Origin of the sequence: Rhodococcus sp. ACS1 (genome assembly GCF_002300155.1) — a bacterium.
GTDB lineage: Bacteria > Actinomycetota > Actinomycetes > Mycobacteriales > Mycobacteriaceae > Rhodococcus_F > Rhodococcus_F koreensis.
On the sequence record NZ_NSDZ01000005.1, the window covers coordinates 627,662 to 641,348 of the forward strand.

Annotated in this window: 15 protein-coding genes; 8 read left to right on the forward strand and 7 right to left on the reverse strand. The window is 69.1% G+C overall.

The window, feature by feature from the left end; translation table 11 throughout:
• Positions 1-11: 11 nt before the first annotated feature.
• Genes CJ179_RS23635 through CJ179_RS23650 form a run of 4 tightly spaced genes read right to left on the reverse strand, consistent with a single transcriptional unit; the run spans position 12 to position 3,344 of the window.
• Positions 12-326 carry a hypothetical protein gene (locus tag CJ179_RS23635; protein ID WP_072939394.1) on the reverse strand — a complete coding sequence of 105 codons (315 nt, stop codon included), beginning with the start codon at positions 324-326 and terminating at the stop codon, positions 12-14.
• Positions 323-1,774 carry an amidase gene (locus tag CJ179_RS23640; protein ID WP_095863053.1) on the reverse strand — a complete coding sequence of 484 codons (1,452 nt, stop codon included), beginning with the start codon at positions 1,772-1,774 and terminating at the stop codon, positions 323-325. The genes CJ179_RS23635 and CJ179_RS23640 overlap by 4 nt, the downstream gene beginning before the upstream one ends.
• The gene (locus CJ179_RS23645) at positions 1,774-2,175 is read right to left on the reverse strand and encodes an SgcJ/EcaC family oxidoreductase (RefSeq protein ID WP_072939391.1); all 402 of its coding nucleotides are present in this window, start codon (positions 2,173-2,175) and stop codon (positions 1,774-1,776) included. The genes CJ179_RS23640 and CJ179_RS23645 overlap by 1 nt, the downstream gene beginning before the upstream one ends.
• A 2-nt stretch (positions 2,176-2,177) precedes the next feature.
• On the reverse strand, positions 2,178-3,344 hold the full coding sequence (locus CJ179_RS23650; protein ID WP_179377633.1) for an LLM class flavin-dependent oxidoreductase: 1,167 nt from the start codon (positions 3,342-3,344) through the stop codon (positions 2,178-2,180).
• A gap of 228 nt (positions 3,345-3,572) precedes the next feature.
• Here CJ179_RS23650 and CJ179_RS23655 point away from each other — a divergent pair, with 228 nt between their 5' ends.
• Genes CJ179_RS23655 through CJ179_RS23675 form a run of 5 tightly spaced genes read left to right on the forward strand, consistent with a single transcriptional unit; the run spans position 3,573 to position 7,509 of the window.
• Positions 3,573-4,547: a DUF4129 domain-containing protein gene (locus tag CJ179_RS23655; protein ID WP_095863055.1), complete on the forward strand. Its 975-nt coding sequence runs from the start codon at positions 3,573-3,575 to the stop codon at positions 4,545-4,547.
• On the forward strand, positions 4,529-5,011 hold the full coding sequence (locus CJ179_RS23660) for a hypothetical protein (RefSeq protein ID WP_072939384.1): 483 nt from the start codon (positions 4,529-4,531) through the stop codon (positions 5,009-5,011). Before CJ179_RS23655 ends, CJ179_RS23660 begins: the two co-directional genes overlap by 19 nt.
• Complete coding sequence (locus CJ179_RS23665) at positions 5,008-5,964, forward strand: MoxR family ATPase (protein ID WP_072939382.1); 957 nt, start codon at positions 5,008-5,010, stop codon at positions 5,962-5,964. Before CJ179_RS23660 ends, CJ179_RS23665 begins: the two co-directional genes overlap by 4 nt.
• Before the next feature lie 13 nt (positions 5,965-5,977).
• Complete coding sequence (locus tag CJ179_RS23670) at positions 5,978-7,198, forward strand: DUF58 domain-containing protein (protein WP_095863056.1); 1,221 nt, start codon at positions 5,978-5,980, stop codon at positions 7,196-7,198.
• Positions 7,195-7,509, forward strand: a complete 315-nt coding sequence (locus tag CJ179_RS23675; RefSeq protein WP_072939376.1) for a hypothetical protein — start codon at positions 7,195-7,197, stop codon at positions 7,507-7,509. The genes CJ179_RS23670 and CJ179_RS23675 overlap by 4 nt, the downstream gene beginning before the upstream one ends.
• Here the strand turns inward: CJ179_RS23675 and CJ179_RS23680 are convergent.
• The 3 genes from CJ179_RS23680 to kstD all read right to left on the reverse strand — a co-directional run bounded on the left by CJ179_RS23680 (position 7,488) and on the right by kstD (position 10,761).
• Positions 7,488-8,015 (reverse strand): NlpC/P60 family protein, encoded by a 528-nt coding sequence (locus tag CJ179_RS23680; protein ID WP_072939373.1) that lies wholly within the window; start codon positions 8,013-8,015, stop codon positions 7,488-7,490. The two genes, CJ179_RS23675 and CJ179_RS23680, sit on opposite strands and share 22 nt — an antisense overlap.
• 171 nt (positions 8,016-8,186) lie before the next feature.
• The gene (locus CJ179_RS23685; protein WP_095863057.1) at positions 8,187-9,053 is read right to left on the reverse strand and encodes a MaoC/PaaZ C-terminal domain-containing protein; all 867 of its coding nucleotides are present in this window, start codon (positions 9,051-9,053) and stop codon (positions 8,187-8,189) included.
• On the reverse strand, positions 9,043-10,761 hold the full coding sequence (gene kstD / locus CJ179_RS23690; protein ID WP_095863592.1) for a 3-oxosteroid 1-dehydrogenase: 1,719 nt from the start codon (positions 10,759-10,761) through the stop codon (positions 9,043-9,045). Before kstD ends, CJ179_RS23685 begins: the two co-directional genes overlap by 11 nt.
• A gap of 147 nt (positions 10,762-10,908) precedes the next feature.
• Between kstD and CJ179_RS23695 the strand changes: the two genes are divergently transcribed.
• From CJ179_RS23695 to dmpG, 3 genes are read left to right on the forward strand one after another with little or no spacing between them, the layout of a single operon-like run.
• Positions 10,909-11,694 (forward strand): 2-keto-4-pentenoate hydratase, encoded by a 786-nt coding sequence (locus CJ179_RS23695; RefSeq protein WP_095863058.1) that lies wholly within the window; start codon positions 10,909-10,911, stop codon positions 11,692-11,694.
• Positions 11,695-11,704: 10 nt separating this feature from the next.
• Entirely contained in the window at positions 11,705-12,607 is a 903-nt protein-coding gene (locus CJ179_RS23700; protein WP_095863059.1) for an acetaldehyde dehydrogenase (acetylating), read from the forward strand.
• On the forward strand, positions 12,604-13,665 hold the full coding sequence (dmpG, locus tag CJ179_RS23705) for a 4-hydroxy-2-oxovalerate aldolase (RefSeq protein ID WP_095863060.1): 1,062 nt from the start codon (positions 12,604-12,606) through the stop codon (positions 13,663-13,665). Before CJ179_RS23700 ends, dmpG begins: the two co-directional genes overlap by 4 nt.
• The last annotated feature ends 22 nt before the right edge of the window (positions 13,666-13,687 follow it).

The following is a 13,687-nucleotide window of genomic DNA, read 5'->3' on the forward strand; positions in this document are numbered from 1 at the left end:
CACCTGACCACTCACTTCCAGTGGATGTGGGCGCGCACCCGGCCGCTGCCGGAGTCGGTCCACCCTTTTCCCGCGGCATAATCGACCATCGCTGCGAGAGCGGTGTTCCACTCGTCGGTTCCGCGCCCACGGCCGCGGAGAAAGTCGACGTCGATCCAGAGATGATCGCCGTCCACGGCGCCCGCTCCCGTCGACACGGCGACTGCGGTCACCGCTTCCCGCGTCAGCCCGACCGCGTCGACCGCCAACTCCGTGAAGTTGTCCCTGTCGTCGAGTCGGATCACTCCGTCTCGACGTGCATCATCGGTGGTGACGACGACGATCATGACCCCTCGCTCAGATTCGTCACGTGCAGCGCCGGTCGACGCTCGGCCCATGGTCGCGCCTGCTCCAGTTGCGCCGCGAGACCGAGCAGGAGGTCTTCCCGGTACACGTCGGCGCCGAATTGCACGCCGACAGGCAAGCCGTCGCTCGTGGTGCCGAGCGGGAGGCTGATCGCCGGCGCACCCGTGACGTTGTACAAGGCGCACATCGGATGCGGTGTGATGACGTGACGCACCCACTCCTGCGCGGAGAACGATGCGTCGTTCGCGTCGAACGTCCCGAGATCGACCGGCGGCGTGATCGCGGTCGGTGTGACCAGGATGTCCCAGTCCGCCATGAACGCCGCCACCTGCCTGCTCACCCGGTTGTTCGTCGCGAACGCGCGGGCGAGGTCGACCGGTGTCAACGCGCGGCCGGCCTCGGCGCACGCGATCGTCGTCGCCTCGAAGTGGTCCGGGCTCAACCCGACACCGATCGCCTCGCCGAGCGGTATTACGTCCGCTGCGCTTCCCGCGCAGAACGTGGTGGTCAGCGCGTCGAGGAACTCCTCCCACTTCAACGCGGGCGTGACGACGTCCACCTCGTGGCCGAGGTCGGACAGCAACTCGATCGTCGACATCAACACGCGCCGGACATCCCCGTGTACCGGGCGGTCGCTCCACGAATCGAGGCATACCGCGATGCGTAGCGGCGATTGTGGTCCTCGCATCTCGTCGCGGTACGGCCGGGCCGGACCGGGCGCGCCGTACTTTTCCCCGGGAAGGTTCCCGTGCACGGCATCGAGCAACGCCGCCGCATCCCGCACCGACCGGGTGAGGGCGAACTCCACCACGTTGCCGTAGAAGGCCTCCTGCATGCCGGGACCGATCGGGATCCGCCCACGACTCGGTTTGAGGCCGACGGTGCCGGTGTGACAGGCCGGAATGCGGATCGACCCGGCACCGTCGTTGGCGTGCGCGATCGGGACCGCTCCCGCCGCCACCAGCGCTGCGGATCCGCCACTGGATCCGCCGGGGCTCTTGGTCGGATCCCACGGGTTGTGGACCGCACCACCGAACAGGGGCTCGGTGGTGGGGCACAACGCGAACTCGGGAATCTTCGTGCTTCCGACGGCGGCGAGTCCGGCGCGACGGAACCGGGCCATCAGTTCGGAGTCGTGATCGAGCACGATCCCCGCCGCGAGCGCCCGGCTGCCCAGGTGGAGCGGTACCCCGGCGGCGTGGCAGCAGAGGTCCTTGAGCACGAAGGGAACTCCGGCGAACACGCCCTCGGTGCTGGCGTCCAGCGGCGAATCCCACGGCCCTTCCACGGTGGCATGCAGCCGCTCGTTCGCGAGTTCGACTGCCTTGATCCCCGCCTCGTGAATCTCCGCCGGCTTGACCTCACCCGAACGCACCAGGCCCGCCAGCCCGGTGGCGTCGTAGGACGCGTATTCCTCGATCGTCACCATCAGTACGACACCTCCGCCGGCGCATCTGCTTCGACGTGAGTCCAGATGTCGCGGTGCATCAACCACGATCCGTCGTCCTGCCGGACGTGGACGACGAGGTAGTTGCTGTGCACCTCGGATCCGGCGGCGAACTCGCCGATCGCGCGGCCTTCCTCGACAGCGACGGTGTCGCCGATGGTCAGTTGGACGTTCTCGACGGCCTGCGTGACGAGCCCCGCCCTCAGCCAGTTGCCGAACTCCTCGGCGATTGCGTCGCGCCCGTGTACAGATCGCCCGTCGGGCGTCAGCAACCTGCCGTCGCTGGTGTACAGCGACGCGAACAACGCCGGGTCGCGATCCTCGATGGCACGGACCACGCTGCAATGGAGGTCGGCCAATTGCTCACGATCGAACGTCGACATGCTCACCCCGCCAGTTCTTCGGCGGTGTCGATCTCGTAGCTCGGACGCTGCCGCGGGTCGCCGGGAAGCAGACCGACCGGCCCCGTGCGGACCACACCCGCGGGATTGTCGAAGTACGGAATCACGTACCTGCCGAAGTTCTCGATCGACTGCATCCGCTCGTCGTGGGTGCCTCCGTCGATGCGCAGCACGATCTCGTCCGCCCCCATGTCGGCGGTGCGCTGAACCTGCTCGACGCAGTGCTGCGGATCGCCGACCAGAACGGTCGGGCCGCAGGTACGCAGCCAGTCCGCGTCGTCGGCGTGCTTGCGCAGCAACCCGATCCGGGAGAATTCGCCGTACTGCTCCGGTGACCGTTCGGCGAGTTGCACGTAGACGTCGTTGATGATCATCTGCGCAAACTTCAGCAGATCGGCCTCCGCGTGTGCGAGTGCCTCGTCGTTTGTCTTGGCGCATCGCGCCGACATGACGCTGCTGGCCGCCGACTTGATCGCGTAGCGGCCGACGGGCGAGACCTCGTCCTCGGACACCGCGTTGTAGGCGTCGAGGTTCGCTTGCAGGACCTCCCAGCCCAGGTAGGCGTCGGAGGTGATCATGCCAAGGCCCTTGCGCCGGGCGTCGGCGGCAGACTCCACACTCTGGACGATCTTGTACAGCGGCGGGTGCGGCTCCTGCAGAGACTTGGGGCTCAACCGGCGCTCCGGGATCGTGCCCCAGTGCGGGCCGTCGTGGCTGAATGTGTCATCGCTCAACGCCCGGACGATGAGGTCGAGTGCCTCCTCGGACCGGTCGCGGGTTTCCTCCAGGGAGACGCCGAACGCGTCCAACTGCAGCAACGTATTTCCCCGGGCGGTGGTCAGCTCGACGCGGCCGTCCGACAGCAGGTCGGTGGTCGCGGTCTGCTCCGCGACGAGGATCGGATGAATCACGGAGGTCAGCCGGCTCATGTACCGCAGACGAATCCGGTTCGTGCGCATCGCGACAGCGGTGAACAGACATTCCGGCGCGGATGTGACGCACATGTCGTTGAAGAAGTGGTGCTCGGAGGTGCCCCAGCCGTAGAAGCCCATCTCCTCGGCGAAGACGGCTTCGTCCACCATGTCCCGATAGCGCCGGTGGTGCGTGGTGCCGGGCTCGGTTGCACATTCGCTCATCATGATGAATCTCATCGCGACTTCCTTCGGTTCGGGGGAGTGCCTCTGTCGGCACGTTCCAGCGTCCGCCATCGAGTCCCGCCGCAAATCCGTCATCATGCGGAGGAGATACCGAACTTTGCTGCGGATACGGAGTCGTGACATCGAACCGGGAGGTACGTGTCGCTGCGCTGTTCACGGGGGTGAACGAGTGATTTTCCCGGTCCCCGCGTGTCACGATGGAGGGGCAACTCGGGAGTGAGGATGCCGGACCGTCGGGTGATGAGCAGGGTCGTCCACACGGTCGCCCTGCTGGCGGCCGTCGTGACGGTCACCCTTGTGGTCAGGGCGGTCCCCGCACCCGACACCCCCGCCACGACGGCGGAGCCGGGTGCGGGGGCGACGCGCGCGTTGGTCGTGCTCTCGGCGATCGCCGTCGTCGCCGCGGCCGTGGCGCTTGCGTCGGCCGTGCGCGGCGGCCGGCCACGGGTCGCCCCGGACCCGCCGACAGTCGGGCCGACCGGGAACACCGGGTCCTCGGTCTCGCGCCGGCACGTGGTCGGGTGGGCGGTGTTCGCCTCCCTTCTCGTGGCCGCGGCGTTCCTCCTCGGATCCGTCCGTGGCGACGAACCCCCGGGCCGTCAGCGGCCGACGACGACCCAGGCCGCCGACGAGGGGGCCGACCGCACCGACCAGGTGGTACCCGGCGAGACGGTCCCGCCGCCCGACACGGTTGCCGAGGCCCGCGAGGACCTGGCGGAATTATGGACCGCGGCAGCGATTGTCGGGCCGATGCTGGTGACGTTGCTGATCCTAGGCGCCGTGGCCAGGCGCCCCCTCCGGGCTCGGGTCGGCGCCTGGACCGCGGCGAGTTCCCCCGACGGCCCGGCCGCCTCGCAGTCGCTGGCCCGGGCGGCGGAGGAAGGTCTCGCCGTGGTCGTGGCCCCGAGTCTGCCGCCGCGTGAGGCCATCATCGCCAGTTACGCGGCCATGGAGGATGCGCTGCGCGGGGCGCCGGGCGCCGAGCCGCGGGATTCGGACACACCGTCCGAAGTACTGGCTCGCGCAGTCCAACTCGGAGCGCTGCGCTTCGAGGCGGCGGCGCCGCTGGTGCGGCTGTTCTCGGAGGCGCGGTTCAGCCTGCATCCGATGGGCGAACAGCACCGCGACGAGGCCGCGGACCTGCTCCGGCGCGTGCTCGCCGACCTGGGGAGCGACGCGTGCTCGCCGTCGCGGTAATCGGGGTCGGAGTGGTACTGGCCGTGGAGGTCCCGCTGGTGGCCGCGGGCCGGTACGGCGCTGCCGTGCTGATCGCGGGAGCGGTGACGGCGCTGGTGCTCTTCGAGATTCGGCGACGGATGGCACCGGCAGACGTCGACGGCGACACGTCGGGTCTGGAAGCGGAACGGGCCGAGGCGACGGCCCGCTGGATGGCGCGGACGGAATCGTTGATCAGTTGGGCGGACGGTACCCGCGGCGACTGGGATCACCATCTGCGTCCGTTGCTGGCGCGCGAATTCCAGCAGTCCACCGGACAGCGGCAGGGACTCGACCCCGCCGACACCGCCGCCGCGGGTGAAGTGTTCTTCGGCGACCTGTGGCGGTGGGTCGATCCCGACGGCGTCCAGCGCGTCGACAGGACGGAGCCCGGTCCGGGCCGGGACGTCCTCGACCGGATCCTGCAACGACTGGAGCAGCTGTGACGATGCCCGCCGAGGTCACCACCGCGCGCGCCCACGCCGTGCTGGCGGAGGTCGAACGGGCGGTGGTCGGCAAGCACGACGAACTCACGTCGATTCTGCTCGCTGTGCTCGCGGGCGGACACGTGCTCATCGAGGATCTGCCCGGACTCGGAAAGACGTTGGTGGCACGCTCTTTCGCCGCCGCGCTCGGACTCGACTTCACACGCGTCCAGTTCACCCCCGACCTGCTGCCCGCCGACCTGCTCGGCGCCACCATCTACGACATGCCGTCGGGACGCTTCGAGTTTCGTCCGGGCCCGATCTTCACCAACCTGCTCCTGGCCGACGAGATCAACCGCACCCCGCCCAAGACCCAGGCCGCTCTGCTCGAGGCCATGGCCGAGGGGCAGGTCAGCGTGGACGGCACCACCCGGATCCTGCCGCGACCCTTCGTCGTGCTCGCCACCGACAACCCCATCGAATACGAGGGCACCTACCCGCTGCCCGAGGCGCAGCTGGACCGGTTCACGCTCCGCCTGAGACTGGGGTACCTCACCGAGACCGACGAGCACGAGATGCTGCGCCGCCGGCTCGACAGGGGATCCGCCGCCGTCGTCGTCGAGCAGGTGGTCGATGCCGCCGACCTCCTGGCGATGCGGGAGTCGCTCGAACAGGTCAGTGTTCATCACGACGTCCTCGGGTACGTCGTCGCACTCGCGAACGCCACCCGGCACCACCCGCAGGTCGAGGTCGGGGCCAGTCCCCGCGCCGAACTCGACCTCGTCCAACTGGCGCGGGCACGCGCCCTCCTCTCCGGCCGGGACTTCGTCATTCCCGAGGACATCAAAGCGCTGGCCGTTCCCGCCGTCGCGCATCGCATCAGCCTGCGGCCGGAGATGTGGGTGCGCCGCATCCGCAGCGACGACGTCCTCGCCGAACTGTTGCGCCGCCTCCCCGCGCCGAGGGCACGATGACGCCGAGGGAACGATGACGGAGCACCCGCTGACGTGGCGGGCGTCGCCGGCGGCCCTCGCCCTGACGACCTGCGCGGCCGTGGCACTGACCGTGGGCGTCGTGGGGCGGTGGTGGGAACTGATGGTGTTCGCCGCCCCGATGCTGGGCGCGCTCGGTGCGCTGACGTGGTTGCCGCGACCGGCCACCGGAGTGCGGGTCGACAGTTCGGGCGGCACCGTGCGGTGCTTCGAATCCGAATCCGTGCAGTTCTCGGTGGACGTGACGACGTGCGGCGGCGCGGCGGAACTGACGGTGACACCGGCGCCGTCCGACAGCTACCGGGTCGAGCAGACCGGCGACGGCGAGTACCTGCTGTCCGCGGACCGGTGGGGTCGATACGAACCCGCACTGATCGTCACGGCGCGCGCGGGCGGCGGCCTGCTGACCGCGACGGCGCGGGTTCCCGTCACGGAACTGCGGATCTTTCCGCTCGCACCGCCGATGCCGACGCCACTCCCGCACGCCCCGCTTCCGGACCGGATCGGCGCGCACCGCACCCGACGATTCGGTTCGGGAGTCGAATTCGGTGACATCCGGCCGCACGCCCCGGGAGATCCGCTGCGCAGCGTCAACTGGCCCGTCAGTGCCCGTCGCGGCAGGCTGCACGTGACCGAACGGATCATGGACCGCGCCGCGGACGTCGTCGCCGTACTCGACACCACCCCGCAGGCGCCCGGCCCGGCGTCGGAGAGTCTGCACCGCACCGTCCGCGGGGCGACGCAGGTGGTGCAGACCGCCCTGCAACGCGGCGATCGGGCCGGGGTCGTCGCCCACGGTCTCCGGCTGCGGTGGCTCGGCGCCGACATCGGGCGCAGGCAGTTCTACCGGATCCTCGACACCGTCCTCGACGCCGGCGGCGCGGCTGAGGGCACGCTGGTCCCGCGGGTCGCGTTGCCGCCGCGGGCGGTGGTCATCGCGTTCTCCACCATGCTGGACACCGGGTTCGCGCTGTCGCTGCTGGAGTTGCGGAGGCGCGGTCACGTCGTCGTGGCCGTCGACGTCCTCCGCGGTCCGCCGTTCGAGCACGAACTCGATCCGATGACCGGCCGGATGTGGCGGCTCGAGCGCCGGAACATGTACCGGAACATGGGTGTCCTCGGGGTCCCGGTGGTGGAGTGGGAGGACGATTCGGCACTGGATCTGGCGCTGGCCCTCGCGGACCGGGCCCGCAGGCTGTCGGGAGCGCACCGATGAGATGGGTTGCGGTGCTCGCGGTGCAGGGGGCGCTCATCGCGCTCGTCCTGGGCGACGCGTCCGCGCCCGCGGCGGCCGCTGCCGGCGTCGCGGCGACGGCACTGCTGCTCGTCGCCTACGTCGGCCCCGCCCGGGGAATCCCGACGCTCCTGCTGGGAGCGGTCGCCGCCGGCGCCGTGGCCGTGCTGGCGGCGGCACTGCCGGACGCGCCCGCGTGGGCGGCCCTGCTCGGACCGGTCGCGGTGGTGGTGCTGTTCGTCGTCGCGGTGTGGCCGTACGTCGGCGACCGTCAGAACCGCCGGATGTCGTAGATGTGGAACTGCGACAGCGGCGCCAGACCCACCGGCACGCCGCGCCCGTACGCATTGAAGACCTGACCGAAGCCCGCGTAGATGCCGATGTGCGACGCGTCGTCGTTGAGCACCACGATGTCGCCGGGAGCCAGCGCCCACAGCGGAATGTGGGCACCGACCTCGGCCTGCTCCCAGGTGGTGCGCGGCAGGTTCACCCCGGCCTGCCGGAATGCCCATTGCACCAGACCCGAGCAGTCCCACGCGTCCGGACCCGTCCCACCCCACAGATAGGGCTTGCCCGTCTGGGTCGTCGCGGCCGCGAGCGCGGCCAGCCCCGTCGGAGTGGGAATGGGCGTCGGGAGGACGGACGAACCCATCGAACTGCCGCCGGTGCTGCCGCTGTCGGAACTGCCCGCCACCGGTGCGGCATTCGCGGGAAGAGCGACGAGAGCGGTCGCACAGAACGCGAGAGCACCGGCAACGGCGGCACGGCGCACGGGACGGAGAGGTCTGCGCTGGGACACGAGGTCCCCCCTTTGTTCGCTACTGATCGTGAAGAGCCGTGGAACCGCCCCGACCATCGGTTGACACGTCTCGATGAGGTCACGGACAGCGTACAAAGTGTTGCGGCGTCGTGCCTGGAAATTGCGAATATCCGCCGGAACTGGGCGAATTCGGTCAAATTTCGGTAACTGTCACCCCTCGGTCAGGGTCAGGACCACGTCGGCCAGGGCCGGGGCGTGATCGCGCTGGGGGACCGTCGCCGAGATGAGGAGCCTGCCCTCTTCCTCCCAGATCCGCGTGTGCAGTGTCTCGCCGGGGAACACGACGCCGGCGAACCGGACCCGGAACCCCGCGACCCGCGCTGCGTCCGAGTCGAGGACCGCGTCCACGGCCGCCTTGCACACGATTCCGTAGGTGCACAAGCCGTGCAGGATCGGGGCGGGAAACCCTGCGGCGGACGCGAACTTCGGGTCGGAATGCAGGGGGTTGCGGTCACCGCACATCCGGTACATCAGTGCCTGCTGCGGGAGGACGGGGGTGTCGACCTCGACGTCGGCGGGCCGGTCGGGCAACGCGACGGACTGGGACGGTCCGCGCTCACCGCCGAAACCGCCTTCGCCGCGGGCGAAGATGGACGACCGCCCGGTCCACAAGGGAGTGCCGCCGAGGTCGGTGGTCACCGATTCCTGCACGATGACGGCGGCCTTGCCCTTGTCCCACACCTCGGCGATGCGGGTGGTGGTGCGGGCCTTGCCCTCCGGGGGAATCGGCCGGTGCACCGTGACTTCCTGGGTGCCGTGGACGACCTTGGCGAGGTCGATCTCGACTCCCGGGAACGACACGCTCGGCGCCTCGGTGGCGTGGAAGTTCGCCGCGACCGTGGCGAACGTCGGAAGCACCTGCGGTGTCCCGTCGGTCAGGTAGCGCAACTCCCTCTCGTCGAGCGGGCGCGACCCGGCGCCGAGAGCGAGGTGGTAGTGCTGGACGTCGGAACTGGTCCAGGAGAACTCCTGGGTGGGCAGTTCGGCCCCGATGGCGATGTTCGGATCAATGGGCATTGGTGGCGTCTCCGGTCAGTGACGTCGGCGAGTCGGACTGGGCGGACTTCTCGAGGATATCGAGAACCGCGAGGTAGCCGAACGTCATCGCCGGACCGATGGTCGCGCCGGGGCCGGCGTAGGTGTGGCCCATCACCGGACCGCTGGCATTGCCCACCGCGTAGAGGTTCTCGATGGTGCTGCCGTCCGCCCGGAGCACGCGGGCGTTGCGGTCGGTGCGGAGCCCGCCCTTGGTGCCGAGGTCGCCCGGAACCATCTTGACGGCGAAGAACGGCGCCTTCTCGAGCGCGCCGAGGCTCGGGTTCGGTTTGTTGCGGGGATCCCCGTAGTAATGGTCGTATCCGCTCTCGCCGCGGCCGAAGTCCTCGTCCTTGCCGTTCCGGGCGAAAGTGTTGAAGCGCGAGACCGTTTCGGTGAGTGCGTCGACGGGCACGCCGATCTTCCCGGCCAGTTCGGCGACGGTGCCGGCCTTGACGATGACACCGGCCTTCAGCCAGCGACCGGGAAACGGAGACCGCGGGGTGACGCCGGCGAACGCGTACCGGTCGCGGTACCGCTGGTCGAGGACGAGCCAGCACGGGACGTTCTCGCCCGGCCCGTCGCCCTGGCCGTGCGTGCCGCCGTACATCGCGTGCGTCGCCTCGACGTACGGTGCCGATTCGTTGACGAAGCGCTTGCCGGATTCGTTGATCATGATGCAGCCGGGCAGGCTCCGCTCGGACAGCGCGAACCACGGTCCGCCGGTGAGCGGGATGGACGGCCCCCACCACGCGTCCTCCATCAGATCGAGCGCGGCACCGAGCTTTTCGCCGGCCCAGATGCCGTCGCCCGTGTTGGCTTTCGCGCCGACGGTCCACTCGGTGCCGATCGGCGCCCGCTGGTACTTCTTGCGGGCCTCGTCGTTGTGCTCGAAGCCGCCCGACGCGATCACCACGCCGCGGCGCGCCCGGAACACCTGCGGCTGTCCGTCGACCGTGGCGTTGACGCCCTTGACCACACCGTCTTCCACGTACAGGTCGGTGAGCGGGGTGTCGAGCAGGATCGGGACGCCGGCGGCCTTCAGTCCGGCCTGCAATCCGGCGACGAGGGCCTGACCGCGGACGAGCAGGCGTTTGCCGGTGAGTTTGGCGCCGAGGAACCGGAGCCCGACCCGGGCGGCCCGCAGCGGACCGCGCGGGTTGCGCATCAGCAGGTTCAGCCAGCGGTAATCCGCCTGGGTGATCACGAAATTCGACGGGGCCTTGACGTAATCGGGTTCGAGCTTCGCAAGGTCGGCGCCGAGTTTCCGGCCGTCGAACGGGGTCGGCTCGACGGACCGTCCGCCGAGCCGACCGCCGGGCGCCTCCGGATAGTAGTCGGAGTATTCGGGCACCCACTGCAGTTTCAGCGGGCTGTTCTTCAGCACGAACGACAGCATCTCGGGGCCGCGGTCGATGTAGGCGTCGATCCGGTCCTTCGGGACGACGTCGCCGATGATGCTGTGGAGGTAGGTCCGCGCGGCGTCGGTGGTGTCCTCGACGCCCGCGGCGATCAGCGCCTCGTTGTTCGGGATCCAGACGCCACCGCCGGAGCGCGCGGTGGAGCCACCGAAGTGCGCTGCCTTTTCGAGGATGACGACGCTGAGTCCCTTGTGGGCCGCGGTCAGGGCCGCGGTCATTCCACCGGCACCGCTACCGACGACCACGATGTCGTATTCGTGCTTGCTCATGTAGAACACGTTATAGAATGATGGGGTTGTCAGTCCATCGTTTCTGCCAGGAAGTATTACTGACGCCAACGAAGAAGAACGAAACACGTTGCAGTGGAAACCGGTGGGCGTGCGCACGCACACGAACTTCAGGGAAGGCCTCGCACCATGCTCTCGACGCACCTACGCACCGAGTTGGCGGATCAGCTCGACACCGCGGAACGCGGCCGCGCTCCCATCGGCCCCTTGACCGCGGACCATCCCGACATCGACGTCGTCGACGCCTACGAGATCCAGCTCATCAACATCCGCCGCCGGCTGCAGGACGGCGCGAAGGTCGTCGGGCACAAGGTGGGCCTGTCCTCCCTCGCCATGCAGCAGATGATGGGCGTCGACGAACCCGACTACGGCCACCTGCTCGCCGACATGGAAGTGTTCGAGGACCAGCCCGTCGACACCGCCCGGTTCTGCTTCCCGCGCGTCGAGGTGGAGGTCGCGTTCGTGCTGGGCGCCGACCTTCCCGGCGCAGGCTGCACCGAACAGGACGTCCTCGACGCCACCGTGGCGTTCGCGCCGTCCATCGAACTGATCGACAGCCGGATCACCGACTGGAAGATCACCCTGCCGGACACGATCGCCGACAACGCGTCGTCCGCCGGCTTCGTGCTCGGCAAGAACCGGGTGCGGCCGGCGGACATCGACATCAAGGCGATCGACGCGGTCCTGACGAGCAACGGCGAGATCAAGGCCGAGGGCCGCAGCGACGCGGTGCTCGGCAACCCGGTGACCGCCGTCGCCTGGCTCGCGCAGAAGGTCGAGAGCTTCGGCGTGCGGTTGAAGGCCGGCGATATCGTGCTGCCCGGCTCCTGCACCCGCGCCATCGACGCGCACCCGGGCGATCACTTCCGCGCCGAGTTCAGTGGGCTCGGCACCGTATCCCTGCAGTTCAAGTAGGAGTTTGTTCATGACCAAGGCAAGTGTGGCGATCGTCGGCTCGGGCAACATCAGCACCGACCTGCTCTACAAGCTGCAGCGATCCGAGTGGCTCGAACCCCTCTGGATGATCGGGATCGACCCCGAGAGCGAGGGCCTGGCACGGGCCCGCACGATGGGGCTGGAGACGTCCGCCGAGGGCGTCGACTGGTTGCTGAACCAGCCGGAGAAACCCGACCTCGTCTTCGAGGCCACGTCGGCGTACGTGCACCGTGAGGCCGCACCACGGTATGAGGCCGCGGGAATCCGCGCCATCGATCTCACCCCCGCCGCCGTCGGACCGGCCGTGGTCCCGCCCGCCAACCTGCGCGAACACCTCGGCGCACCCAACGTCAACATGATCACGTGCGGCGGGCAGGCCACGATCCCGATCGTGTACGCCGTCTCCCGCGTCGTCGACGTGCCCTACGCCGAGATCGTCGCTTCGGTGGCGTCCGTCTCCGCGGGCCCGGGCACCCGCGCCAACATCGACGAGTTCACCAAGACCACCAGCCGCGGCATCGAGACCATCGGCGGAGCGCAGCGCGGCAAGGCCATCATCATCCTCAACCCCGCCGACCCGCCGATGATCATGCGCGACACGATCTTCTGCGCGATCCCCGAGGACGCCGACCGCGCCGCCATCACCGATTCCATCCACCGCGTCGTCGCGGACATCCAGCAGTACGTCCCCGGCTACCGGCTACTGAACGAACCCCAGTTCGACGACCCGAGCGTCGTGTCGGGCGGGCAGGCGACGGTCACGACGTTCGTCGAGGTCGAGGGTGCAGGCGACTTCCTGCCGCCGTACGCGGGCAACCTCGACATCATGACCGCGGCGGCAACCAAGGTGGGCGAGGAGATCGCCCAGAAGCTCCTGAGTGTGGAGGCATGAGCACGATGGTCCATTTCGACCCCAGCTGGGACATCCGCGTCACCGACACCTCCCTGCGGGACGGTTCGCACCACAAGCGGCACCAGTTCACCGGTGACGAGGTCCGGGCCATCGTCGGTGCCCTCGATGGCGCCGGGGTCCCCGTCATCGAGGTGACCCACGGCGACGGACTCGGTGGGTCCTCCTTCAACTACGGGTTCTCCAAGGTGCCCGAGCAGGAACTCATCTCGATTGCCGTCGACACGGCGAAGAACGCGAAGATCGCGTTCCTGATGCTGCCCGGGCTCGGCATCAAGGACGACATCATCATCGCCCAGGACAACGGCGCGTCGATCTGCCGCATCGCCACGCACTGCACCGAGGCCGACGTGTCCGTCCAGCACTTCGGGCTGGCCCGCGACCGCGGACTCGAGACCGTCGGCTTCCTGATGATGGCGCATTCCATCCCACCGGAGAAGCTCGCCGAGCAGGCCCGCATCATGGCCGACGCCGGCTGCCAGTGCGTGTATGTCGTCGACTCCGCGGGCGCCCTCGTGCTCGAGCAGGTGTCGGACCGCGTCGAGGCGCTGGTGCAGGAACTCGGCTCCGACGCGCAGGTCGGCTTTCACGGTCACGAGAACCTCGGCCTCGGCGTGGCCAACTCGATCGCCGCGATCAGGGCGGGCGCCAAGCAGATCGACGGCAGCACAAGACGATTCGGTGCCGGCGCAGGAAACGCGCCGGTCGAGGCGATCGTCGGGGTGTGCGACAAGATCGGTGTCAAGACGGGCATCGACTTCTTCGCCATCGCCGACGCCGCCGAGGACGTGGTGCGTCCCGCGATGCCCGCCGAATGCCTCCTCGACCGGCAGGCCCTGATGATGGGGTACGCGGGCGTCTATTCGAGCTTCCTCAAGCACGCCGAACGCCAGGCCGAGCGGTACGGCGTCTCGTCCGCCGAACTCCTCGTCCGCGCGGGCAAACGCAAACTCGTCGGCGGCCAGGAAGACCAGCTCATCGACATCGCGCTCGAACTGCAGCGCGAGAATGCGGCTGCGCCGCCCGTGAGTACTTCTTAACGGCCCGCGGTTAACAAGTACT

Coding starts and splice junctions, on each gene's coding strand:
- kstD (WP_095863592.1), bottom strand. CDS start 10,761: ATGAGCAAGCACGAATACGACATCGTGGTCGTCGGTAGCGGTGCCGGT.
- CJ179_RS23645 (WP_072939391.1), bottom strand. CDS start 2,175: ATGTCGACGTTCGATCGTGAGCAATTGGCCGACCTCCATTGCAGCGTG.
- dmpG (WP_095863060.1), top strand. CDS start 12,604: ATGAGCACGATGGTCCATTTCGACCCCAGCTGGGACATCCGCGTCACC.
- CJ179_RS23695 (WP_095863058.1), top strand. CDS start 10,909: ATGCTCTCGACGCACCTACGCACCGAGTTGGCGGATCAGCTCGACACC.
- CJ179_RS23635 (WP_072939394.1), bottom strand. CDS start 326: ATGATCGTCGTCGTCACCACCGATGATGCACGTCGAGACGGAGTGATC.
- CJ179_RS23640 (WP_095863053.1), bottom strand. CDS start 1,774: ATGGTGACGATCGAGGAATACGCGTCCTACGACGCCACCGGGCTGGCG.
- CJ179_RS23700 (WP_095863059.1), top strand. CDS start 11,705: ATGACCAAGGCAAGTGTGGCGATCGTCGGCTCGGGCAACATCAGCACC.
- CJ179_RS23685 (WP_095863057.1), bottom strand. CDS start 9,053: ATGCCCATTGATCCGAACATCGCCATCGGGGCCGAACTGCCCACCCAG.
- CJ179_RS23670 (WP_095863056.1), top strand. CDS start 5,978: ATGACGGAGCACCCGCTGACGTGGCGGGCGTCGCCGGCGGCCCTCGCC.
- CJ179_RS23675 (WP_072939376.1), top strand. CDS start 7,195: ATGAGATGGGTTGCGGTGCTCGCGGTGCAGGGGGCGCTCATCGCGCTC.
- CJ179_RS23650 (WP_179377633.1), bottom strand. CDS start 3,344: ATGAGATTCATCATGATGAGCGAATGTGCAACCGAGCCCGGCACCACG.
- CJ179_RS23655 (WP_095863055.1), top strand. CDS start 3,573: ATGCCGGACCGTCGGGTGATGAGCAGGGTCGTCCACACGGTCGCCCTG.